Source organism: Bacillus sp. PPSBB_2 (assembly GCF_045291115.1).
Taxonomy (GTDB): Bacteria; Bacillota; Bacilli; order Bacillales; family Bacillaceae_G; genus Bacillus_A; species Bacillus_A cereus.
The window spans coordinates 377,547-400,430 of sequence record NZ_CP147983.1; the positions used below are offsets into that span (position 1 = coordinate 377,547).

Below are 22,884 nucleotides of genomic sequence, written 5' to 3' on the forward strand. Positions count from 1 at the left end.
GACACCCTCAAGGAAAGATCTTGAGGGTGTCTTTTACGCTTTTTTAAGCAACAAATACATAAAGTAAGGAGCCCCAATTAAAGCAACGACAATACCTGCTGGAATGCCATTAGGATCAACGATATTTCGTCCGATTGTATCTGCTAATAATAATAGCCATCCGCCGATTAAAAGGGCGATAGGCATGAAAATTTGATGTCTTGGACCTACTAAAGATTTCGCAATATGAGGAGCCATTAATCCGATAAAGCTAATTCCTCCTGTTACGGAAACAGCTGCAGCTGCAAGTGCAACGGCTGCAACTAATAAGTACCTGCGTTCTTTTTCAATTTCAATTCCAACGCCAATTGCGACTGGTTCGTTTAATGCTAAAATGTTTAATCGATTTGCTTTATAGAAAATAAACGGAATGAATACGATTAACCATGGGAGCATTGCTAAAACGAAGATCCAGTCATCTCCCCAAATATTTCCGGCAATCCATTTTGAAATAAAGTCTACTTTCATACGATCCGCGGATGAAATAAGGACAATCATCGTTCCAGATAGTGCAAATGCAAAACCGATACCGGTTAATGTTAATCGGATTGGTTGAAGTCCAGTTGATTTACTATATGAAAATACGTAAATTAGAACAGCTGTCAGAAATGCTCCGATAAATCCAACTACAGGTAGTAAGTAAAGAAATGAACCTACATCTATTGGAAAGTATAAAAAGAAAATAGCAACAGCAACACCGGCCCCAGAGTTAATACCAAGAATACCAGGTTCAGCTAAATCATTTCGGGTAATTCCTTGCAGAATAGCCCCTGATAAGGCGAGAGCCATACCAGCTAATAATGTAATGACAATTCTAGGTAGTCTTAAAGAGTATAAAACAAACTCCTCTTTAAAAGTCCCTTGCCCCATTAATGTTGGGAGTAGTCGATCATAAGATAAAGACGCTGAACCAAGTCCCATTCCAACTACAATGGTTGTGATGATTACTATAAGTAAAGCGAGTATAATGAGACGCTGTTTTCTTAAAATAGATTGCATCATGAGAATGTTTTTCCTCCTTTACGTACAATGAATAGGAAGAATGGTAACCCTACAATCGCAACAATTGCCGCAACTGGTGTTTCGTATGGAGCGTTAATAGTACGTCCGATTGTATCTGCAAGTAGCATAAAGGAAGCTCCAGCAATTGCTGACATCGGTATAACAAATCGGTAATCTGGACCGACAATTGGGCGTACCATGTGAGGTACCATTAAGCCGATAAATGCCATATTTCCAACAAGCGCTACAGATGCACCTGCAAGTAAGATAATAATGATAAATAAAATAGTTTTAATAACAATAATTTTTTGACCTAGTCCAATAGCCACTTCCTCACTGAAACTAAGAACTGTCAATTTTTTTGCTAGTAAGATAGCGATAAAGATACTAATTGAAATGACTGGAATAATAATTTTTAATTGGCTCCAAGTTGTTCCAATTACGCCCCCAGCATTCCAAAGTGATACATCTTGTGAAATTTTAAAGTAAATGCCGATTCCTTCTGAAATTGCGAGTAGAAATGCTGAAACTGCAGCGCCTGCTAATACAATTCGAAGAGGAGAAAGGCCGCCTTTTTTCACCATACCAATTCCAAATACCATAATTGCGCCAATTGCCGCACCGATAAAGCAAGCTAATGTTAAGTAAAGATAGCTGATGGAAGGGTTGAAAGCAAGTGTCAGTGCAAGCGCAGCATTTGCTCCACCAGATAGCCCTAATAATCCAGGATCCGCAAGTGGATTTCGTGTTAATCCTTGCATAATTGCCCCAGAAACGGCTAATCCAGCTCCTACAAAAATAGCAGCAACTTCACGTGGTAAACGTATTTCTCGAATAATAGATATTTTGTCTCCTTTAGCGGAGGAAGTGAGTGCTAACCATACATCTTTTATCGAAGTATCTGCAGCACCTAATACCATTGCAACCATAAAAATAAGAAAGAATGCAATTAAGCTTAAAATTAGTTTGTATGTAAAAGCTATAGAACGTGGATTGTCATGATCTTTTGTCATTCGTTTCACATCTTTTCTGTTCATAGAATAAAGGAAGAGGAATTCTTAAATTAAGAATTCCTCATGTTTGTATTATTTACCAAGAAAGCTCTTCTTGAAGAAGTCTAGTTGGAAATCTAATGTAAGTGGATCATTGAAATAGAATTCCATCATGTTTGCTTCATATACGCGATTATTTTTTACTGCTGGGATGTTTTTATATGATTCTGTCTCTTGGAATGAGTTATCAGTATCTTTGTTTTTACTTACGATTAAGTAATCACCAGCAAATTCAGGTAATACCTCAGTAGATAATGCGTAGTAACCTTCTTTTAATGCTTTTTCTTTTACTTTTTCAGGCATTTTTAATTTCATTTCTTGGTACAGGATTTCTGTTCCGCGGCCCCAGTTCTCGCCGTATACATAAAGCTGTTTGTTGAAGTTTTCTACAACAGAAACTGTTGCATCTTCACCGATTTTTGCTTTAATTTCTTTACCAGCTTCTTGTGCACGTTTCTTGAAGTCATCAACCCAAGTTTTTGCTTCTTTTTCTTTATTTAATAACTTACCGATTTCTAAATGCTGTGTTAAGTAATCAACTTTTCCGTAAGTGTATGTTACAGTAGGCGCGATTTTCTTTAACTTATCGACATTTTTAACATTTGATAAACCGATGATTAAATCTGGATTTAGTTCAGCGATTTTTTCAACATTTTCATCAGATACTTCAGCAACATCTTTAAGTTTGCTATCAAAACGTGGGTTTTGTTTAGACCATGAATCTACCCCAACAAGATTTACACCTAATGACATTACGTTACCAGCGAATGATGATAATACAACAACGCGTTTTGGATTTGCAGGAACTTCTACTTTTTTACCATCTTCAGATTGGTATGTAATTGTTTCTGATTTGCTACCTTTTGCATCGTTCTTTTTGTCTGTAGAGCTATTGCTACAAGCGCTCATAACAAGAACGAAAAGGACTGTTAGTGAAATAAATAACTTTTTCATCGTCTTTCTCCTTTAACATAGATGATATGTGTATACAATAATTTGTTTAACTGCAATCTTTTTGAAATAGTAGTGGTAATGCAAAATAATTTATTAAAAATCTTGAATATGAGATTTTATAATATAGTAATAACCATATTAATGAAAGAAGATGTAATCTCAAATTTGCTAATTATTAACAAAATGATAATGATTATCACTATTGATTCTTTAAATAATATAATTTTATATAGGTGTATTGTCAATAGTAATTTTGATTGTAAATTTTGCGGAAACAGGTTATATTTTATTGAGAATGATAATCAACGATTAATAGCTGAGGAGTGAGCACGAATGAATCGAGAAGAATTGTTTGATGTAACCGTGATAGGCGGAGGACCTGCAGGGCTTTATTCAGCTTTTTATAGTGGACTCAGAGAAATGAGAACGAAAATAATAGAATTTCAACCACATTTAGGTGGAAAAATACATGTGTATCCGGAAAAAATGATTTGGGATGTAGGAGGACTATTGCCAGTTACAGGTGATAAGTTAATTGAACAACTTGTACAGCAAGGGTTAACATTTAAGCCGGAAGTTGTATTAGATACAAAAGTAGAATCGATTATTCGTAATCAAGATGGTACTTTTACATTAAAAACAAGTACTGGCGAAGAACACTTTTCAAAAACAGTTATCGTCGCAACAGGAAGTGGTATATTGAAACCGCAAAAGTTATCTATTGAAGGTGCTGAGCGATTTGAAGTATCGAATTTAAATTATACAGTTAAATCTTTAAAGCGTTTTAAAGGTAAAACAGTTATTATTTCCGGTGGAGGCAATTCTGCTGTTGATTGGGCAAATGAATTGGAACCAATTGCGAAAAAAGTGTATGTAACTTATAGAAAAGAAGAATTATCTGGTCATGAAGCACAAGTAAAACAACTTATGAACAGCTCAGCGGAGTGTTTCTTTAATACATCGATTACAAAATTAATTGCCGGTGATAATCATGAAGCGATTGAATATGTAGAATTAACAAATCATGAAACAGGTGAGGTTTCTCATTTACCTATTGATGAAGTTATTATTAATCATGGATATGAACGCGACATTACATTATTAGAAAATAGTGAGTTAGACGTTGCAATTATAGATAATTATTATATTGCAGGTAATGCAAATAGTGAGTCTTCAGTAGATGGATTATATGCTGCTGGAGATATTTTAAAGCACGAAGGGAAACTACACTTAATTGCAGGTGCATTCCAAGATGCTGGAAATGCTGTGAATAAAGCAAAACAATTTATCCAACCAGATGCAAGTGAGTACGGAATGGTTTCTTCTCATAATGAAGTATTTAAGAAGAGAAATCGCGAACTGATTAAGCAGATGATGAAATAATAAGGAACAAGTATACCCCCACGTATTTCTCTATTCAAGTGAATGAGAGATGTACGTGGGGGTTTTCCTGTTTACTATATTTTCTATCATTATAATGACACCGGTTTCATCAGTTCATATGATATGAACATTTTATTGGTAAAGCATCCTAGAAAACAATTTAGCTATGTTTTGCTTACACAGAACATGGCTAAATTACGCTGTCCCTTTAGCGCGTTTATTAGGAAATGGCATATTTAGTATAGAAGCAATATACTGTTTTCCGTGTTTTCGAGCCAATGATTCTAATATTTGACGGACGCGTTTTGTAAGATGACCTTGTTTTTGGATGGCTTCACAATATGCGTCATAGAAGGCATATTTAGCCCAAAGGAAATCATCTTGTTGGAATAAGAAATGATTTTTGTACCATTCACCAATTGTATGATAACAATTGTTTTCATGTATTGCTGTGCTTTGAGAAAGAAAACGATCAGATAAAGATACATTCAAATGAGAAATTGTGTTTTCTGTTTCAACTTGTAGTGTTTTTTCTAACATTGTAATGATGTGACGAGTAGCCATATGTTAACTCTCCTTTGTGTAAATGGGTAATACCATTCTATATTTAAAAAATTCTTACTATATAATACTATACAATATATGGAATGCATCTACCTGCTTTTTGAACTGCATTTACAAAATCTTTTTTATTTGTTTACAAAAATAAAGTAAAGTAAGATACAGTATAGATGAAAAAATAATAAAGGAATGAACGCATTGTATATAACAATAGAAGAGACTGCGGAGTATTTGAATTTACCAAAATCGTATATTGAAGAGTTAATTCAGCAAAAGAAAATTCGTGCGCTATTCGATGGAGAGCAATATTTAGTAAATAAAGAACAATTCAATACGCATTTAGAACAAATGGAGAAATATAAGCAATTAGTGGAAGAAATATTGAACGAACCAATTCCAGAAGATATGGATGTTAAAGACGAAGATTAAACTATGGGAAATCCCTTATGAAGATATGCAGAAATGTATCTTCATAAGGGATTTTTTGTTTGAAGATATCAAAAACATAAGGAGTTCTTAGCCTTTCTTCAAATTTTGATAGGTAGTAGTCTACCATGTTAAAAGCATATTTTTTTCTAGCTAGGACAAACATAGAGAACGTAACCTGTACAGATACATATACTATCAGTGCAAAAGCTTATAAATTAATGGAAGGGGTTTTCTCGTGAGTTTATTTCATTGTGATTTTCTGAAAGACTTAATTGGATCTTTTGTGAGAGTAAACAGGGGTGGTCCAGAATCTCAAAAAGGAACAATAATATCAGTATGTCAGGACTACTTCGTATTGAAGAATGAAAAAGGTGAGCTTTATTACTATCAACTTAAACATCTAAAAAGTATTACAAAAAATGCGAAAGAATGTGGATCAAGTGATTGTGAGTGGGAAGATTGCGCCTGTGCAGAAGATTTTGAAGCACTACTTGAAAGTTTCAAATATTGCTGGGTGAAAATTAATCGCGGCGGTCCAGAGAAAGTGGAAGGCATTTTGCAAGATGTTTCTTGTGACTTCGTAACATTAATCGTAAAAGAAGAAATTATATTAATTGCAATAAAGCATATTAAAAGTGTTAACTATAATGCTTTAGCATGCGGAGAGAGCGATGAGAGCGACGATAGTAAGGAAAGTAGCGATAATTCAGGTCGTGCTCGTGCACAAAGACAATCAAGTAGAGGAAGATAATAAGAAAGTCTAGTGGTAATAAGTCAAGAGTAAAACAAGACTGATTTTTTCTAGGTGCGATTTTTTCAGCATACGGAAATAGACCCGACCAAAAATGAAATTTTTTCGGGCCGTTTCCAAGATTGCGTCAATAACAAAGTGTTATTTTTCTATCACGCTCCTTGGTGGCGTGTAGAGTTGATGGTTACGTAGTAGCGTATCCACCAGACGCACAAATTTTCTTGCGGTTAAGACGATGGCTCTTTTGTGTTGATGTTTGGGTGTTTCTTTGTATTTCTTTTGATAAAATGCTTGATATTCAGGCAAATATCTTCTTACTGAATTGGCAGCCTCAACTAAGTAATAGCGAAGATAACGATTGCCTTGTTTGGTTAAGGGCGTATTTTCANATGGGATTTCCCAGAAGCTCATTGCGTAACCACAACCTCGCCTACGAGAATACAATGACAACTTTTGGGGGCTACCTTTTGAACTACTATCCAAAAGCCCAATCAGTTATCGAAACAGCTAGTGTGTTGGTAGTGATAGCAATGGCTCGGGTAACAGACTTTTTATCGTAGACAGAGCTACAGGGGAAATGAGCAAATTCCCGATGGATCCTTTCCATACATCCATTGTATCTGGGAAATTCAATAATATCGAAACAAATTCCGTAAGGAATCTTGTTATCTATTTTTTTAAAAATCAGGGTAATTAGAAAGCAGAAATACTGATCTAAACTATATTCTACGAGGGGGATACGAAATTGGAGAATGTATTATGCTGTGACCAAATTAAATGTTTAGTTGGTGAGACTGTAAAAGTAAACCTTCGTGGACCAGAAAGTCGAGTTGGTGAGCTCGTATCGTTAGGAAAAGATTATCTAACGTTACAGTTACCTCATGGTGAATTAGTATATTATCAGTTGAAACATGTGAAGAGTCTAGTGAAGAAAGTGAAAGAAAGTAAATGTGGCGATTGCTATAGTTCATGTTTCTGCTCTGATGAGGATACTTTTTTAGATATATTAAAAGACTTGAAGTATAAGTGGGTAAAAATTAATCGTGGCGGTCCAGAGTGTGTGGAAGGTTTATTAAGTGAGGTACACTATGGCTGTATTACACTAGTAAACGGCGATGAAGTTATTTATGTAATTAAGTCTCATATTAAGAGTGTGAGTCAAGTAGTTAAATGTAAAAAGAATGAAGATGAATAATGTTTAATAAATAAGAGGGGCATTATGAGGGAAAGAGAAGAACAATTTCTTATTTCGATAGTATGAAAAGGAATTACTTACTATTAAAACAGAACTTTGCCCTGATTATTTTTTTAGAAATGGAAGACAGATAAGAAGAAATTCGTAGGAAGGAGGATATAGATGAATGAGTTAAACAAAAGTATTGGAGAAAATATATATGTTAAATTAATCGGTGAAAAAAGATTTAAAGGTGTATTAATTGATGTAGGAAATGATATCGTTGTTCTTTACAATGGACAAGACTACGTATATATATCTTTATATCATGTACAATATTATAAGTTTTTAAGATCAAATGATGAAGAAATCTCAAAACCAGATGTGGATTCTGTAATTAAGAGAGAGTCTCCTTCAATTTCTTTGAGGAAAGTATTAAGTACATCTAAAGGGATTTTTACGGAAATTTATGTAGCCGGAAATGCTCCAATACATGGTTATGTTACAAGTGTGATGAACGATTATATTGTTTTTTATAGTCCAGTTTATAAAACTGTATATATATCTTTAAAACACTTGAAATGGTTAATTCCGTATAAAGAAAATCAAGTGCCTTATGCCCTCAATAAAAATGAACTCCCCGTGAATCCGTTAAATATTACGTTAGCTCGAACGTTTGAAGAACAGCTTATTAAAATGGCTGGGAAAATTATGGTGTTCGATTTAGGTGAGGAGTCCAATAAAATTGGAAAAATGGCGAAAATTGATGAAGGTCATATTGAAATATCAAAAGCACGTGATGCGAAAATGTATGTAAATATTCAACATGTAAAATCTGTCCATTGTCCGTAAGCTAGTTGAAAGGGCTGGCTTTTTCTTTTATATGCAGAAGAAAAGGTCGAGCCTATTTGTTTTAGTTTAATTTGGAGATGAGGGGAAAATGAATTGAATATAAGCATAGTATAGTGTGATTTTTTAAAAGGTAACTTTGCACTAACTTATAAACATTGTGTACGAGCTATCTTATTATATATTCAATTTATTTTTTGAGGAGGAGCTGCTCAACTAATTTATTAAAGGGGTTTTGTTTGTGGAGCAGTTTCCGAATTCGTTATCAATTACATTGCTTGGTAGTGCTGGTGGAGCAGCAAAAGCAGTTTTAGCAATTTTAAATCAAGCGATAGCAAATGAAAAAGATCCAATTTATGAAGTATTAAAGAATGCTAAATTTCATTTGGTGGATATAAAACAAAAAGATAGGAATTATTACGATGAGTTGTTTTCGAATTTGAAAGATCAATTATATTTATATGAAATAAACCTTCAAAATGTAGTGGAATTTAAAAAGCATTTAAAAGAAAAAAGAACGAGTGTTGTGATTGATGTTTCAGGGGCAGATACAATTAGAGTATTAAGCTGCTGTAATGAACTAGGAATTTGTTATATTAATTCAGCCTTGGAAAATGAGGCAGTAGATCAGGACGATAGCTTAATCGGCTTTCAGCTTACGGAAAGATATACAAGGTTTGAGAAGGAGAAAGAGAAATTTACAAATACAAAAGCGATTATAGGTTCAGGTATGAATCCAGGTGTTGTTCAATGGATGGTTGTTGAGCTTATGAAGGAACGACCAAATGAAAGGCCAAGAGCATGTTATATTGTAGAACATGACACATCGTTTTTAAATGATACAGCACTTATAAAGCCACATACACTTTATGCTTCATGGGCAGTAGAGCGATTTTTAGATGAAGCAATCTGGAGTTATCCGATGTATATGAGTCATCATCGTCCTCTTTACTTTTATGAAGATGTATATGCTTCAGAGTATAAAGTGAAGTTAGGAGAAAAAGAATTCTATGGTTGTTTAATGCCACATGAGGAAGTATTAATTTTAGGGAAAAACTTTAATATGGAAGTTGGTTTTCTTTACCGAATTAATGAGTATACAACAAATATAATTAGACAGAACTTAGATCAAGTAGAAGATTTATGGAACTGGAATCGTAAAGTGTTTAATCCAGCGGAAGAAGAGGTTGCTGGAGAGGACTTGGTCGGTGTGTTACTCGTTTATGAAAATAGTGAGACATATATGTATAATGTGATGAATAGTAGCCAAGTTTTTCGTAAATATAAAACGAATGCAACGTATTTTCAAGTAGGGTGCGGGATTTATGCGGGCTTGTCCAGTTTACTTTTAGATCAATTTGAACAAGGTGCTTATTACGTTGAGGAGTTGTTATTAAATACAGAAAGTAAGTACGGTGAGTATTTAAATTTATATATGAAGGATTTTGTAATAGGGCATAATAATTTTACGGATGGATTGTTACATGACAGGGTAAGATGGATGTAAGTTGTTACCAAAAGGAAGGGGAGATCTCCTTCCTTTCATTATTATAAGGTTAAATATTGCCCTGAAAGCAATTTCATACTTATACTTTAAGGAGATAACAATGAAAGTTTTTTGTATCGATCAAGGGGAGTTTTTATATGAATAAATACAAGAGCTTGATTTATGAAGAAAGAAGAGCCTTAAAGGTATTTATATTATTATTTTATATTATATTCTTTTTATATGACGCTATATATTATTTTGTATATCCTGCTATGAATATTAGTGGAACAGCGGTAGGTTGGCCAGAAGGCAGTCTTGGGATAGGTGTGCCTATATTTGTAATAGCATTATTTCCTATTTCTATATATCTTCAAAAAAGAGGGTATGTATATTCTGTAAAATATTTATTTTTATTTGGGTACATGTTTATCAATCTTGTGAATAATTTAATGATTTATTTGCGAACGGATAGACCTTTTGAACATGGTAGTATGGTAGAAATGTTATTAATTTTATTTGCCCCAGTTTTCGTGAATAGAAAATACTTTTATTTAGTTTCCTTTAGTGTAATTGGAAAGTACGTATTTTTCACATTGCTATTACAAGATTTAAAAGTGGTAATTCCACTTGTTTTATGTATATTCTATTTCATTATTTCACATTCTTTATTAAAACGATTTCAATCTTATGTAAGAACAGTGGTTGAAATGATGAACAATATGAAAGAGACGGAAAATTTAGCTGTGATTGGGACTATGTCTACAACAATTGCCCATGAAATTCGAAATCCGCTAACAGCGTTAAAAGGGTTTACGCAAATGCAAAAAGAAAGAAATCCAACTGATACGATGAGCTACGACATTATGCTACAAGAAATTGAAAGAGTCAATGGATTTGTTAGTGAATTGATGTTGTTAGGAAAACCAAAGCCAACAAATTATGAAAGGTGTAATATACGAGACATCCTTCTATATGTTGTGCATCTAATGGAAAGTTATGCAACGCAATATAGAGTTAAATGTCATTTACAAGTAGATGGGAATTTACCGGCTATAAACGGTGATGATAAGCAATTAAAACAAGTGTTATTAAATATCATTAAAAATGGAATAGAATCAATGCCAGAGGGTGGAGAAATTCATATCCGTGCATATCAAAAAACGCAAGGACATTTGTGTATTTCTGTTGAAGACCAAGGATTTGGTATAGAGAATGAGAAGTTAGAAAAAATCGGCAAGGCGTTTTACACAACAAAGGAGACTGGTACAGGACTTGGATTAATGATTACATATAAAATTATTAAGGAACATCAAGGGAGTATCACGATCCAAAGTAGTGTAGGAGTAGGAACGAAAGTAGAAATTTTTTTGCCGACCTTTTAATGTATTGGGAGAAAAGATTTTTCAGAAAAGTGTTCTTGTTGTGTAAATATAAACATTTTATAAAATGTTTCAAGAAGGGTTTTTTTATAAAATACTTCGTTTATAATGGAGGAAAATATCGACATGAGATTGATTGCTCATGTAGCGGTTCAGTAGTGTTATGAAAAGATAAGAAGGGGTGCACACGCATCCTTTTTTCTATGCAGATATTATGAAAGAGGTGGTATGATGGAATTAACATTAAATTCGACTGTATGTTTACACACGATTCAATTTCGAAAAGAGCAAAAGAATTATATTGTAAAAGATACAATTACAGGAGAAAAATATGAAATGCCGCCACTTTGGATTGATGCATTGGCAATGATGCGTGACGGTTTTTTATTGGGGGAAATTGAGGAGAAATTAAAAGAAGAGTATCCATCCGAAGAAGTGAATATGTTAGCATTCACGAGGCAACTGTTAGAACTAGAACTTGTTGAAATGGTAGATGGAGAAGAGATAGCTTGCACAAAGAAGAAAGAGATAGATTGTTTAGCTTGGGTGCGTCCTCGTGTGGAACAATTCTTTCTTAATTTAAATAGAAAATATAGAAGCAAAGACCAGTAGTGGCCTTTGCTTTTTTTATAGGCTGTGTTTAAAAAATAACAGCAAATGCTCTTGCGAAAGCACCGTCACTATTTTTAATTTTTAAAGGTGCTGCTGAGAAAAAGAAACGTTTTGCTTCGATAGCATCTAGATTTGTTAAGTTTTCAATTAAGTAAATATCATTCCCTAGTAATATGTGATGAATCGGTGATGTTTCTGTTGTGACTTCATCAGGAGAAATGAAATCTAAACCGATAGATTTTACTTTTAATCGCACTAGTTCTTTAGCTAATTCTTCAGAAAGATAAAATGCTTCCTTCTCATAAGCTTCTGTATTCCATTTTGTGGATAGATTAGAATGAAAAATAACAATATCACCTTCTTTTATGTCAGTATTATGCAATACTGTCTTAGGTAATTTTCGCTCTTGAATATGTGTTACATCTATAAGAACAGCTTCACCTACAAATTGATCCAGCGGTAATTGATCGATGGTCGTTGCGCCTGAAATAAAATGCGCAGGAGCATCACAATGCGTGCCAACATGAACGACAGAATGAAAATCTGTAACTTGATATCCTGATTCTTCAACACTTGTAACAGCTTCTAGTTGTATTTTAGGTGTTCCAGGAAATTGAGACATATTATTTTCAAATGTTTGTGATAAATCAATTACTTTCATTTTACATACCTCCAATATATGTTTTTCAAATAATAAAAAGCTCATCCTTCAGTATCAAGAAAGATGAGCTTTACATGCTAGTTGAGTTTTATCTTCCAAAATGCATTGCATTTTGCAGGAATTAGCACCTATTCAGTTCGTATAAACTGAGGTTGCTGGGCTTCAAAGGGCCGGTCCCTCTGCCTCTCTTGATAAAGAAGTATTCAGTTTTTAAAATTGGAACTTTCTGATAGTTAAATTGTAATTCATTTCCTTTTTGCGTGCAATACAAAATAGGTATTCACCCAAATAAAGCTGCTCGCATATTGTAGCTTATGTAAATAGAATGCTGCGAAGGAGTGAGTGCAGTGACAGGAAATGTATTAAATTATTATGCTGGTGGTAATACAGCTAGGGGATTTCACAATTTATACGAAGAGAATTTAAAAGGATTAGACAGATTATTTATCTTAAAGGGTGGCCCAGGAACGGGAAAATCTTCTTTAATAAAGGCAATAGGTCGTGAATGGATTGAAAAAGGATATGATATTGAATTTTTACATTGTTCTTCTGATAATAAATCGGTTGATGGTGTAATTATCCCACAATTAAAAGTAGGAATTGTTGATGGGACATCGCCGCATGTTATTGAGCCAAAAATGCCAGGAGTTGTTGAAGAGTATATAAATTTAGGAATTGCTTGGGACTCAGATAAACTAAGAAAGCAGAAGTTAGAAATTGAAAGATTTGTTTCAGAAGCAAGCAAAGCTTTTCAGTCTGCTTACGCACGTTTTAAAGAGGCATTGGTTATACATGATGAGTGGGAGAAGATATATATTGATAATATAGATTTTAATAAAGCAAATGAACTAACCAATCAGCTAATCCAGAAATTATTTGCAGATAAAAGCGGGAGACAATCGCTTGTAAAACATCGTTTTTTAGGAGCTGCTACACCGAAAGGAGCAGTTGATTTTGTTCCTAATTTAACAGAAGGGTTACCACATCGTTATTTTATAAAAGGGCGCCCAGGCTCTGGAAAATCGACGATGCTCAAAAAGTTAGCTAAGGCAGCTGAAGAAAAAGGGTTTGAAGTTGAAGTATATCATTGCGGATTTGACCCGAATAGTCTTGATATGGTTATCGTAAGAGAATTAGGTTTTGCAATTTTTGATAGCACCGCACCACATGAATATTTTCCAAGTCGCGAGGGTGATGAAATTATTGATATGTATGCCCTTATTGTTACGCCAGGGACGGATGAGAAATATGCGAAGGAAATTCGTGATGTTTCCATTCAATATAAAGCAAAAATGAATGAGGCGATGTCTTTCTTAGCGAAAGCAAAATCGATTCGTGATAAATTAGAACGAATTTATATTGCTGCTATGGATTTTTCAATAGTAGATGCATATAAAGAGGAGATTCAAAAAGAGTTTGAACGAATTGCTGCTACTGTAATTGAAAAGCAACAATAGACGTTTCATTAGGCTGTCAGTAATTTCTGACAGTTTTTTTAGTATGTAGTAAAATTAATAGTGTATTGTCGAATTTCCAGGGAAATAATCAAAAAATGGAGATGTTATGAAATGAGAGAGAAAATCGAGTTGGAGTTAGAAAGAATTGAAAAAGAGAATGATGTAAAAATTTTATTTGCGGTGGAATCAGGGAGTCGTGCTTGGGGGTTTCCATCGAAAGATAGCGATTATGATGTTAGGTTTGTTTATATACATCCGGTAGAATGGTATTTATCAATTCATGACAAACGAGATGTAATTGAATATCCAATTAGTGATGATTTAGATATAAGTGGTTGGGATATTAAAAAGGCGTTGCAACTATTCGCGAAGTCGAACCCAGCTTTACTTGAGTGGATTCGATCACCAATTTTTTATTCGAAAAACTCTAATTTTCCAGAACTACTTCAACAGATGAGTGAGAAGAATTTTGATCCAAAAGCAACGATATATCATTATTTACATATGGCGTCGAAAAATTATCGTGAATTTTTGCAAGGTGAGAATGTAAAGTTGAAAAAGTACTTTTATGTATTACGCCCTATTTTAGCTTGTAAGTGGCTAGAAGAGAAAGCAACTTTACCACCTGTAGAATTTGATCGATTGATTACAGAATTACCATTAGAACGTAGTGTATTAGATGAGATTGAAAAGTTGTTAATAAAGAAAAAAGCAGGTACTGAATTAGATGTTGGATTGAAAATTAAGGTGCTAAATCAATTTTTAGAAGAACAAATTCATTACTATGGGCAATATGTAAAAGGAATTGAAAAGGGATCAGGGATCGATATTGAGATTTTAAATACATTATTTCGAGACATGCTGTTTGAAGCATATGAAAAAGAGCACAAGTAAGTTTGTGCTCTTTTTATTTTGTAGGAATGAAGAAAACAGATATAGCTGCGATAAGACCTGCAAAGGAGAATAAGTAAAAATTCCATGCTAAGTCATATTGCATTGTCATAATAATACCGACGAGAATAGGGCCAGCAATTGCACCAACTCGGCCAAGCCCCAGTCCCCAGCCTAAGGAGGTAGCTCGGATATGTGATGGGAAGTATTGTGTTACATATGCATTTAATATTTGAGTAATACCGACTGATCCAATACCAGCAAGGCCAATTAAAAGATAAATGATTGTAACAGATGGTTTGATTGTTAATAGTCCGATACATATGGCTGCCATAAGATAAGAGATGCTAATAACAATTTTTGCTCCTATACGATCAGCAATTGCTCCAGCGAATAAAGCGCCGATAGCTGCGGTAATATTTAGCATAAGTAGAAATGACAGACTAGACCCAAGAGGATATCCTGCCTGGCGCATCATCTGTGGTAACCAAGTGTTTAAACCATATATTAAAAACATTCCCATTATATAAGTGATCCAAAAAAGTAGCGTTGCTTTTATGTATTCTTTTGAGAATAAAGTAAAAAATCCATTTTTCTTTCGTATAGTAGATGGGTCTTGATGAGTTTTATCTTTTACATGAAATTCAATTTGAAAACGATTAAGAATTTGGTTCACTTCTTCTTGGCGATTACGTGATAATAAAAATTGAATGGACTCGGGTAAATAGCGAATAATGAAAGGAATGAGGAGTAGTGGAATCATTCCGATACCAACCATAATTCTCCATCCGAAATCTGCTAACATAAGCATGGACAAAATAGCACCTAACACGATACCTAAAGGATAGCCAGTAAACATAAGAGCATAAATAAAAGATTGCCTTTTTTTTGGGTGAATATTCAACAGTAAGTGCTGAAGCTGTTGGGATAACACCGCCTAATCCGATTCCTCCTACAAATCGAGATAATCCAAATAACTCAGGAGAAGGAGCGATAGCCGCTAAACCCATTGTGATAGAAAAAAGTGCTAAACAGCATATAAGCGTCCATTTACGCCCAATTAGATCTGTAATCGTTCCAACTAGAATAGCTCCAATAAACATCCCAAATAAAGCATAGCTTGCAATTGTACCAGCATGCGCTGGTGATAGCGCCCAGCTTTTGTCTTCTAGGAGCTTTGGTAGAACGGCACCGTAAATACCTAAATCATATCCATCAACTAAAATGGCTAGCCAACAAATAAAAACAACAAGTTTTGTAATAGAGCTTGGAAAGATAGTTTCTGTAGATTCTAGATGAGGTGGAGCTGAAGGTTGCATAATATTCACCCCTTTTAATTTGTAGATGAATATATTATTTTATTTTATTTAATGTTAATATTTTCCTCCTTGTGTCGAATTTTATCTGAAAAGGGTTTATAACAAATAAAGAAGTTCAACAGTAATTTTGTTGAACTTCTTTATTTGTTTACTCATTATCAACTCGTTTTAACGGTTGATCTGCTGGGCCTTCAATAACGTCCCCCTCAATAGAAAAACGAGAACCGTGGCAAGGGCAATCCCAAGTACAATCACCATTATTCCATTCAACTTCACAGCCGAGATGTGTACAAGTTGTATCGACGATATGTAATTTTCCTTCTTTGTCTTTATAAGCACCTGCTCGTTTACCGTTAACATGTACGACAGATCCTTCACCAACTTCGAGATCTTCTGGCTTACGTAATGCGGTTTCAATCTTTCCTTCAATTAAATGTTTCGCAACATCAATGTTTTGGGAGAGGAACGTTTTTATATCTGGATTTGCATGGAAGCGTGATGGTGCATACAGTTCTTTATAGGGACTGTGAACTTTTAGGATGGAGTCCTTCAGTAGGTGAGCGGCAGCAGTTCCAGTTGTCATTCCCCATTTGCGATATCCAGTTGCAACAAATATATTTGGATTTCTTTCGTTAATATGTCCGATATAAGGAAGCTTATCTAGAGTGATTAAATCTTGTGCTGACCATCTATAAGGAACTTCGTCTATTCCAAAAGTTGCTTCAGCAAAAGAATAGAGTGCTTCATAATGAAGCATCGTATTTATTCCTTGTCCTGTTTTATGACTCTCTCCGCCAATCAAAATTAATTTTTCTCCATTGTTTGTTATATAGCGTAAGGAGCGCTTTGGATCATCAATACTTAAATACATGCCACCTGGATAATCTGTTTTTGCTTTTATTGCAAGAGCGTAGGAGCGTTCTGCGTACATTCGCGTAAAGAAAAAGCTATTCGCATCATAAAAAGGAAAATGTGAACAAGAGACGACATATTCACAAGTGATATGATGGCCCTCTTTTGTAATTATTTGTGGATAATCTCCCTTTTCCACATCCATAGCTGTTGTTTGTTCGTAGAGCTTTCCGCCCATCTCCACAAACTTTTCTAAAAGTGTTTTTAAATAAAGAAGGGGATGGAATTGTGCTTGATTTTTCATTACAAGTGCAGATTGTACTGGAATAGGAATCGATAGAGATTGAACATAGTCACAAGGTATATTTAATTTTTGATAAGCTTCATATTCTTTCGTTAAATTTCTTAATCCGTTATCGGTAGTTGTATATAAATATGAATCTTCATTTGAGAAATTACAGTCGATTTTATATGTTTGAACAGTTTCATTTATGAATTGTAGAGCCTGATTATTTGATTCATAGTAAAGCCCGGCCTTTTCTACACCGAAATGATTTATTAATTCATCATAAATAAGATCATGTTGTGCTGTTACTTTCGCTGTTGTATGCCCAGTTGTTCCATTTAAAATACGACCAGAATCAATTAAAACAACATCGATGCCTTCTTTTGCAAGTAAATAGGCGGTAGTAATACCTGTAATACCAGCACCGATAATAGCAACTTTCGTCTTTATATTTTCGGATAAACGAGGGAAAGTAGGAAACTGAGTAGATTCAATCCAATAAGATAGCGGCAGTTGTGGAAATGTATCACTTGTCATTGCGGAAACCTCCTGATTTTAGAACAATTTTCCTTTTAATATTTCCATATTATATGAAATTCATGTGTGTTGTTTTAGAAGTAGTCTATTTTTATTAAAAGAGGTTATAAATTATTTTAATATAATTAATTAGATGGGGCATTATGAAGTGGTAGGATTTATATAAAACTAAATTCAAGGGATTCTGTTTGTTGATTACATAGGGAGTTATTGAATGAGATAGAGTCTATGGTGTTTAAGAAAATGTCTATATATAGTGGGTAAATCCTTATGGAATCTATACATTTTCTTTAGTGAAATAAAGTATGATTATAAAAATATAACCACCTTTTATTACTAGGTCATAAAAGGTGTTGACAATATAGAAATTCTATTGTTATGATTCATCATGTGGAAAGGTTGATAGAGAGTAAAAAGAGAAATGTTTTTCATTGATAATAAAAGCGAAAAATAAGTGACGATAGAGTGAGTATATTTTCCTTATAATAGATGCTTTTTGGATCATCTAGTAAAATCAATCTGGAAGCAAGCATTGATATATGTAAGTTGCGCAAGGCGCGGCATAAGAAAGGAGCAAAAGGATGAAGGAGCTTCATACGTTTGGGTGGTATGCAGCACGTGTATCACCACATTTGCCGAAAAAAGCATTTAAACCAGTGCCTACTCGTTTATTTGGTGGACTGGCTTATTTGCTTGTGGCATTGGCGGGGTTAATATCGATTGGTGTATTTGAATTGAATGTGTGGGCGAATCTAGGAATTGCGATTGTTCTTGGATTATGTTTTGCTTCACTAGGATTTTTAGGGCATGAAATTTTACATGGAACTGTTGTAAGAAAGGCATGGCTTCGTGACTTCTTAGGCGCGATTGCATTTATGCCATTATCAACAGGGCCAAAGCTTTGGAGAAAGTGGCATAATGCAACGCATCATGTTCATACACAGCATGAAGAGAATGATCCAGATGCATGGCCGACACTTGAGAAACTTAAGAAGAGTAAGTTTTTGAGTTGGGTATATCGTATGCCTTTACATGTACGTTCATTCTTTAGTTTTCTGTCACTAACAATTCAATTTACATTGCATTCGACTCGAATGTTCTTTCATTTTATAAAAGAGTTCAAGTCATCCAATCAAAAATCTGTATGGCTTCAACTTCTTTTGCCTTGGACAGTTTGGATTAGTTTATTGTTTATTATGGGACCTGGAAAATGGTTATTTGCATATGTCATTCCGTTGTTAATTGCTAACTTTATTGTAATGGCATATATCGCAACAAATCACCGCTTAAATCCAATTGTTCCAGTAAATGATCCGTTAGCAAACTGTTTGTCAGTAACAGTGCCGCGTTGGGTAGACGTTTTACATTTCAATTTCTCATATCATACAGAACATCATCTGTTTCCTGCTATGAGTTCTAAATACTATCCGTTAGTAAAAGAGAAGATTAAAGAAATGTGGCCGGAACGCTATCATGAGATGCCGATGACAAAAGCTTTGGCAGCGCTATGGAATACACCACGTGTGTATTATCAAGGAAGTGAATTAGTGGATCCGCATAGAGAGCATTTCTATGGTTCTTTAGGAAATGGACTAGATCCTCATAATATTTCATATCGTGAGGAACATATAGAAGAAGAAAAGAGTATTAAAAAAGTAAATCAGTAAAAATTAATATATTTTTGCAATGAAAAAGCAAGCCATCTCAGGCTTGCTTTTTCTTATAAAGAAACTTCCTTTTTGTTCCTTTTATGGACTTGGACGGAGTTAGTTTCTTTTCGTTGTAATCGTTTTTCTAAAAGATTAACAAAATAAGTAAATAGAAGAACAAGTACGAGATAGTATGCACCAACGATTATGTAAGTATCTAATTGTTGGAAGTTACCTGCTGCAATTGATAAACCTGAACCCCATAATTCGGACATTCCTACATAAGCAACAAGTGAAGAATCTTTTAATCCGATAATAAATTGGTTTCCTAGAGGAGGAAGAGACAGACGAAATGCTTGTGGTAATATAATTCGTCGCATAGCTAAAGGATAAGGCATGCCTAAAGAGCGAGCTGCTTCTAATTGTCCCCGGTCAACGGATTGAATAGATCCACGGAAAATTTCCGTAATATATGCACCGTTATGAATTGCTAAAGCGATTGCACCTGCCCAAAAAGGGGTGAAAACAACAACGGATGTAATTCCAAAATATAGAATGGCAATTTGAACAATTAAAGGTGTACCACGAATAATAGCAATGTAGACATGAGCGATACTATTTAAAACTTTATTGTTAGAGATTCGAAAGAAAGCGAATAATAATCCAATTAATGAACCGAGTACTAGGGAAGTTAATGTTAATTGTAATGTGACAATAGTAGCCTTTAAGAGTGTGGGATAGGAAGAGATAAAAATTTCAAACATGCGTTTCACCTCATATTGTATAGATTTTAGTAGAGAATGAAATGCCCCACATAAAATGAACATTTAATCAGTGGGGCACTGTTTATGAATCTTTTGAATGGCTAACTTACTTCGTTTTTTCCTCTTCACCGAGAATATTACGCCCGAACCATTTTTTACTGATCTTTTCATACGTACCATCTTTAATGATTTCATCTAACGCTTTATTTACTTTCTCAACCATTTCTTTATCATCTTTGCGAATAGCAATTCCCATTTCATCAAGATTTAATGGTTTTCCGGCTTCTTTTATATTTGATTTTCCTTCTTTTATCATACGTAGACCAACCATTTGATCCGTAATTACTGCGTCAACACGCCCAGGCTCTAAATCCATAAGAGCAGTAATATCGCTGTCATATTCTGTGATTTGATCCGTATATTTTGCAACAAGATTTTTAAAGGTACTAGCTTTTACAACACCAATTTTCTTACCTTTTAAATCTTCTGGAGAAGAGATAGCGTTATTCTTTTTAGCTACAAAAATTTGGGCGCCGGAGCGATAGTACGGATTTGAGAAACTAACAGCTTTTAAGCGCTCCTCTGTAATTGCCATACTACCCAGTATTACATCATATTTCTTCGCTTGAAGACCTTGAATCAGCGTTTCCCATGGGTTTGTAACTGGCGTAGCCTTCATGTTCATCTTTTTAGCAAGAGCTTCACCGATTTCTACATCAAAACCGACAAGTTTGCCGTCATTTTCTTTATAGTTAAAAGGTTTGTATAATCCACTCATCGCATAGCGAAATTCTTTTTCACCATTTGTTGAAGTAGTAGAGCTTTCTTTGCTACAAGCTCCTAGTATGAAAGATGTACATAGTGTAATGCTAGCAACAATGGTTAATAGTTTTCTTTTCATAAAACCCCTCCTATATATTGATCATACGGATGGTTTTTTAGTATGTTATTGAAATATTTTATTTGGATGATTAGTTGTGCACCGTATGAATGTATTCTTTTTTGTTCGAAACAAAAGTTACATTATAAAACGTTGCGTAAAAATTGTTTTGCCCGTTCATGTGATGGAGCTGAAAAGAATTGTGCTGGCGGAGCATCTTCTACAATCTTTCCATCATCCATAAAGATGACGCGATCAGCTACATCTCTTGCGAAATTCATTTCATGAGTAACAATAACCATTGTCATCCCTTCTTCAGCAAGTTCTTTCATAACTTGCAATACTTCTCCAACAAGTTCAGGGTCTAAAGCTGAGGTAGGCTCATCAAATAGCATAATCTTAGGGCTTATTGCAAGAGCTCGTGCAATGGCAATGCGCTGTTTTTGACCACCTGAAAGAAGATGAGGAGTTACATCTGCTTTATCTTGAAGGCCGACTTTTTGGAGAAGTTGAGTTCCAATATCCTTTGCATTTGCTTTCTCTAATTTTTTTACGTGAATAGGTGCTTCTATGATGTTTTCTAGTGAGGTCATATGAGGAAAGAGGTTAAAGTGCTGAAAAACCATACCGACATTTTCACGGACTTTATTTAAATTTGAATGCTTTGGATCAATTCGCTCACCTTGTAAGTGAATTTCGCCTTCATCGTACATTTCTAAAAAGTTAAGACAGCGAAGTAATGTACTTTTACCAGAACCACTGGCACCAATTAAAACAACAACTTCTTTTACTTTTACTTCTAAATCAATTCCTTTTAACACATCAAGTGTACCGAATGATTTTACTAGATTTCGAACTTGAATCATACAAAACCCCCAGTTAAAAATATATTTTACAAATGTTGCCCCTTATTTCTGTTATTAGAGGGTGTTGCAAAACTCATAAATATCCAAAAATGAATGCATAAAGAAACCCGTTTTCCTGGAAGAATGATAGTATCCTAAAACTATCTCCAGAAAGGACGGATTTACTAGTATGATAACCAATTTTGATCAAAATCAATCCATTTTACAAATTTTATTTGCCTACGTAGACAGTTTAACCATTGGAGGCGTTCCGCCTATGACAGGCCGCCCACCCATCTGTAGAAAAGCTTTACTCAAATGTTTTTTTATAAAAACGGTATTCCAGATCAATTCATTACGTAAGTTAACTCGTTTTTTACATCAATATCCTTCATTTCGTGTATCTTGTGGCCTTTCGCTTGTTCCTCATATATCTACTTTTTCACGTGTAGGCACTTGGTTTCGCAACGAAGAAATTCCGTTGCTTCATAAACAAATTCTTCAAGAAAAGAATTTAGGGTTAATTCCGTGCGTTTTAATTGATAGTACAGCCTTACGGAGTAGTTTATATGATTCTCAAGCGAAATGGGGAAAATCTACTCGCTATGGTTGGTATAAGGGATATAAAACTCATGTCTGTTCTACACCAGAAGGTGTTATATTGTCGTATGCATTTACAACCGCAAATGTACATGATAGTAAAATAGCTCCTGCATTGCTTCGGGATATACAAAACCAAAATGTGTTATTTTCCGTTGCAGATGCCGCTTATGATAGTCAGCACATTCATGAAATTGCCGGAGCATGTGATATCTTTGCGATCAATCCAATTAACCCGCGTAATAGCGGACCAATCAAAAGTACACATCGTCGTGTAGTGTCTCATTTTCTACAAACTACCTTTGGCAAACAGTTGATGAAAGAGCGTGGAAAAATTGAACAACAGTTTAGTCATCTCAAAGATAAAGGGCTGGAACAGCCACGTTGGTATGGTCAAAATCGCTATCTATTGCATGTTCAGCTAGTTTTTCTGATTCATAACATTGCATATTTATTTTAGTTTTGCAAC

Annotated in this window: 21 protein-coding genes, 2 pseudogenes and 1 riboswitch; of the genes and pseudogenes, 12 read left to right on the plus strand and 11 right to left on the minus strand. The window is 34.5% G+C overall.

The window, feature by feature from the left end:
* Positions 1-33: 33 nt before the first annotated feature.
* Genes V6946_RS01910 through V6946_RS01920 form a run of 3 tightly spaced genes read right to left on the minus strand, consistent with a single transcriptional unit; the run spans position 34 to position 3,047 of the window.
* Positions 34-1,041, minus strand: a complete 1,008-nt coding sequence (locus V6946_RS01910) for an iron ABC transporter permease (RefSeq protein WP_000983753.1) — start codon at positions 1,039-1,041, stop codon at positions 34-36.
* The gene (locus tag V6946_RS01915) at positions 1,038-2,078 is read right to left on the minus strand and encodes an iron ABC transporter permease (RefSeq protein WP_366981942.1); all 1,041 of its coding nucleotides are present in this window, start codon (positions 2,076-2,078) and stop codon (positions 1,038-1,040) included. Before V6946_RS01915 ends, V6946_RS01910 begins: the two co-directional genes overlap by 4 nt.
* A 48-nt stretch (positions 2,079-2,126) precedes the next feature.
* Positions 2,127-3,047: an iron-hydroxamate ABC transporter substrate-binding protein gene (locus V6946_RS01920; protein WP_000732597.1), complete on the minus strand. Its 921-nt coding sequence runs from the start codon at positions 3,045-3,047 to the stop codon at positions 2,127-2,129.
* 333 nt (positions 3,048-3,380) lie between these two features.
* On the opposite strand from V6946_RS01920, the gene V6946_RS01925 reads away from it, so the two are divergent.
* Positions 3,381-4,430 (plus strand): NAD(P)/FAD-dependent oxidoreductase, encoded by a 1,050-nt coding sequence (locus V6946_RS01925; RefSeq protein ID WP_001078299.1) that lies wholly within the window; start codon positions 3,381-3,383, stop codon positions 4,428-4,430.
* A gap of 195 nt (positions 4,431-4,625) precedes the next feature.
* Here the strand turns inward: V6946_RS01925 and V6946_RS01930 are convergent, their stop codons facing one another.
* Positions 4,626-4,994 carry a hypothetical protein gene (locus V6946_RS01930; RefSeq protein ID WP_000235476.1) on the minus strand — a complete coding sequence of 123 codons (369 nt, stop codon included), beginning with the start codon at positions 4,992-4,994 and terminating at the stop codon, positions 4,626-4,628.
* A gap of 186 nt (positions 4,995-5,180) precedes the next feature.
* Here V6946_RS01930 and V6946_RS01935 point away from each other — a divergent pair, with 186 nt between their 5' ends.
* Positions 5,181-5,420 carry a helix-turn-helix domain-containing protein gene (locus tag V6946_RS01935; protein ID WP_002025240.1) on the plus strand — a complete coding sequence of 80 codons (240 nt, stop codon included), beginning with the start codon at positions 5,181-5,183 and terminating at the stop codon, positions 5,418-5,420.
* A 235-nt stretch (positions 5,421-5,655) separates the two neighbouring features.
* Positions 5,656-6,171 carry a spore coat protein B gene (locus V6946_RS01940; RefSeq protein ID WP_000051525.1) on the plus strand — a complete coding sequence of 172 codons (516 nt, stop codon included), beginning with the start codon at positions 5,656-5,658 and terminating at the stop codon, positions 6,169-6,171.
* Between the two features lie 141 nt (positions 6,172-6,312).
* On the opposite strand, the pseudogene V6946_RS01945 reads toward V6946_RS01940, so the two are convergent.
* Positions 6,313-6,558 (minus strand): annotated as a pseudogene (locus tag V6946_RS01945) (IS110 family transposase); the annotation flags it as partial.
* 358 nt (positions 6,559-6,916) lie between these two features.
* Here V6946_RS01945 and V6946_RS01950 point away from each other — a divergent pair.
* The 5 genes from V6946_RS01950 (at position 6,917) to V6946_RS01970 (ending at position 11,674) form a co-directional block, all read left to right on the plus strand.
* Positions 6,917-7,366, plus strand: coding sequence for a spore coat protein (locus V6946_RS01950; protein ID WP_406622196.1), 450 nt, complete (start codon positions 6,917-6,919; stop codon positions 7,364-7,366).
* Between the two features lie 162 nt (positions 7,367-7,528).
* A complete protein-coding gene (locus tag V6946_RS01955; RefSeq protein WP_001004284.1) occupies positions 7,529-8,197 on the plus strand; it encodes a hypothetical protein in 669 nt (222 codons plus the stop codon).
* A 238-nt stretch (positions 8,198-8,435) separates the two neighbouring features.
* The gene (locus V6946_RS01960; RefSeq protein ID WP_086385319.1) at positions 8,436-9,701 is read left to right on the plus strand and encodes an S-adenosylmethionine decarboxylase related protein; all 1,266 of its coding nucleotides are present in this window, start codon (positions 8,436-8,438) and stop codon (positions 9,699-9,701) included.
* Positions 9,702-9,838: 137 nt separating this feature from the next.
* The gene (locus tag V6946_RS01965) at positions 9,839-11,065 is read left to right on the plus strand and encodes an ATP-binding protein (protein ID WP_001046110.1); all 1,227 of its coding nucleotides are present in this window, start codon (positions 9,839-9,841) and stop codon (positions 11,063-11,065) included.
* 228 nt (positions 11,066-11,293) lie between these two features.
* Positions 11,294-11,674 (plus strand): hypothetical protein, encoded by a 381-nt coding sequence (locus V6946_RS01970; protein WP_000424116.1) that lies wholly within the window; start codon positions 11,294-11,296, stop codon positions 11,672-11,674.
* 28 nt (positions 11,675-11,702) lie between these two features.
* On the opposite strand, the gene V6946_RS01975 is transcribed toward V6946_RS01970, so the two are convergent.
* Positions 11,703-12,335, minus strand: coding sequence for a cyclase family protein (locus V6946_RS01975; protein ID WP_006926178.1), 633 nt, complete (start codon positions 12,333-12,335; stop codon positions 11,703-11,705).
* A gap of 85 nt (positions 12,336-12,420) precedes the next feature.
* Positions 12,421-12,533: riboswitch (SAM riboswitch) on the minus strand.
* Positions 12,534-12,682: 149 nt separating this feature from the next.
* Between V6946_RS01975 and V6946_RS01980 the strand changes: the two genes are divergently transcribed.
* Both V6946_RS01980 and V6946_RS01985 read left to right on the plus strand, forming a co-directional pair.
* Complete coding sequence (locus V6946_RS01980) at positions 12,683-13,792, plus strand: PRK06851 family protein (protein ID WP_006926177.1); 1,110 nt, start codon at positions 12,683-12,685, stop codon at positions 13,790-13,792.
* A 111-nt stretch (positions 13,793-13,903) separates the two neighbouring features.
* Positions 13,904-14,686 (plus strand): nucleotidyltransferase domain-containing protein, encoded by a 783-nt coding sequence (locus V6946_RS01985; RefSeq protein ID WP_001208232.1) that lies wholly within the window; start codon positions 13,904-13,906, stop codon positions 14,684-14,686.
* A 13-nt stretch (positions 14,687-14,699) separates the two neighbouring features.
* Here V6946_RS01985 and V6946_RS01990 read toward each other — a convergent pair.
* Positions 14,700-16,002: pseudogene (locus V6946_RS01990) on the minus strand (MFS transporter).
* A 148-nt stretch (positions 16,003-16,150) separates the two neighbouring features.
* Entirely contained in the window at positions 16,151-17,677 is a 1,527-nt protein-coding gene (locus tag V6946_RS01995; protein WP_006926165.1) for an FAD-dependent oxidoreductase, read from the minus strand.
* Between the two features lie 581 nt (positions 17,678-18,258).
* On the opposite strand from V6946_RS01995, the gene V6946_RS02000 reads away from it, so the two are divergent.
* Entirely contained in the window at positions 18,259-19,344 is a 1,086-nt protein-coding gene (locus V6946_RS02000) for an acyl-CoA desaturase (protein ID WP_000661226.1), read from the plus strand.
* Positions 19,345-19,397: 53 nt separating this feature from the next.
* Here the strand turns inward: V6946_RS02000 and V6946_RS02005 are convergent, their stop codons facing one another.
* From V6946_RS02005 to V6946_RS02015, 3 genes are all read right to left on the minus strand, one after another.
* Complete coding sequence (locus V6946_RS02005) at positions 19,398-20,153, minus strand: amino acid ABC transporter permease (protein ID WP_116269189.1); 756 nt, start codon at positions 20,151-20,153, stop codon at positions 19,398-19,400.
* 43 nt (positions 20,154-20,196) lie between these two features.
* Positions 20,197-20,991 (minus strand): ABC transporter substrate-binding protein, encoded by a 795-nt coding sequence (locus tag V6946_RS02010; RefSeq protein WP_000823768.1) that lies wholly within the window; start codon positions 20,989-20,991, stop codon positions 20,197-20,199.
* Between the two features lie 122 nt (positions 20,992-21,113).
* Entirely contained in the window at positions 21,114-21,836 is a 723-nt protein-coding gene (locus tag V6946_RS02015) for an amino acid ABC transporter ATP-binding protein (protein ID WP_406622197.1), read from the minus strand.
* A gap of 169 nt (positions 21,837-22,005) precedes the next feature.
* Here V6946_RS02015 and V6946_RS02020 point away from each other — a divergent pair, with 169 nt between their 5' ends.
* The gene (locus tag V6946_RS02020; RefSeq protein WP_023520903.1) at positions 22,006-22,875 is read left to right on the plus strand and encodes an ISNCY family transposase; all 870 of its coding nucleotides are present in this window, start codon (positions 22,006-22,008) and stop codon (positions 22,873-22,875) included.
* Positions 22,876-22,884 lie beyond the last annotated feature (9 nt).

Bases quoted from the DNA above. Each gene is read 5' to 3' on its own strand.
- V6946_RS01910 (WP_000983753.1), bottom strand. From the start codon at position 1,041: ATGATGCAATCTATTTTAAGAAAACAGCGTCTCATTATACTCGCTTTA.
- V6946_RS01915 (WP_366981942.1), bottom strand. From the start codon at position 2,078: ATGAACAGAAAAGATGTGAAACGAATGACAAAAGATCATGACAATCCA.
- V6946_RS01920 (WP_000732597.1), bottom strand. From the start codon at position 3,047: ATGAAAAAGTTATTTATTTCACTAACAGTCCTTTTCGTTCTTGTTATG.
- V6946_RS01925 (WP_001078299.1), top strand. From the start codon at position 3,381: ATGAATCGAGAAGAATTGTTTGATGTAACCGTGATAGGCGGAGGACCT.
- V6946_RS01930 (WP_000235476.1), bottom strand. From the start codon at position 4,994: ATGGCTACTCGTCACATCATTACAATGTTAGAAAAAACACTACAAGTT.
- V6946_RS01935 (WP_002025240.1), top strand. From the start codon at position 5,181: ATGAACGCATTGTATATAACAATAGAAGAGACTGCGGAGTATTTGAAT.
- V6946_RS01955 (WP_001004284.1), top strand. From the start codon at position 7,529: ATGAATGAGTTAAACAAAAGTATTGGAGAAAATATATATGTTAAATTA.
- V6946_RS01965 (WP_001046110.1), top strand. From the start codon at position 9,839: ATGAATAAATACAAGAGCTTGATTTATGAAGAAAGAAGAGCCTTAAAG.
- V6946_RS01970 (WP_000424116.1), top strand. From the start codon at position 11,294: ATGGAATTAACATTAAATTCGACTGTATGTTTACACACGATTCAATTT.
- V6946_RS01975 (WP_006926178.1), bottom strand. From the start codon at position 12,335: ATGAAAGTAATTGATTTATCACAAACATTTGAAAATAATATGTCTCAA.
- V6946_RS01985 (WP_001208232.1), top strand. From the start codon at position 13,904: ATGAGAGAGAAAATCGAGTTGGAGTTAGAAAGAATTGAAAAAGAGAAT.
- V6946_RS01995 (WP_006926165.1), bottom strand. From the start codon at position 17,677: ATGACAAGTGATACATTTCCACAACTGCCGCTATCTTATTGGATTGAA.
- V6946_RS02000 (WP_000661226.1), top strand. From the start codon at position 18,259: ATGAAGGAGCTTCATACGTTTGGGTGGTATGCAGCACGTGTATCACCA.
- V6946_RS02005 (WP_116269189.1), bottom strand. From the start codon at position 20,153: ATGTTCATTTTATGTGGGGCATTTCATTCTCTACTAAAATCTATACAA.
- V6946_RS02010 (WP_000823768.1), bottom strand. From the start codon at position 20,991: ATGAAAAGAAAACTATTAACCATTGTTGCTAGCATTACACTATGTACA.
- V6946_RS02015 (WP_406622197.1), bottom strand. From the start codon at position 21,836: ATGATTCAAGTTCGAAATCTAGTAAAATCATTCGGTACACTTGATGTG.
- V6946_RS02020 (WP_023520903.1), top strand. From the start codon at position 22,006: ATGATAACCAATTTTGATCAAAATCAATCCATTTTACAAATTTTATTT.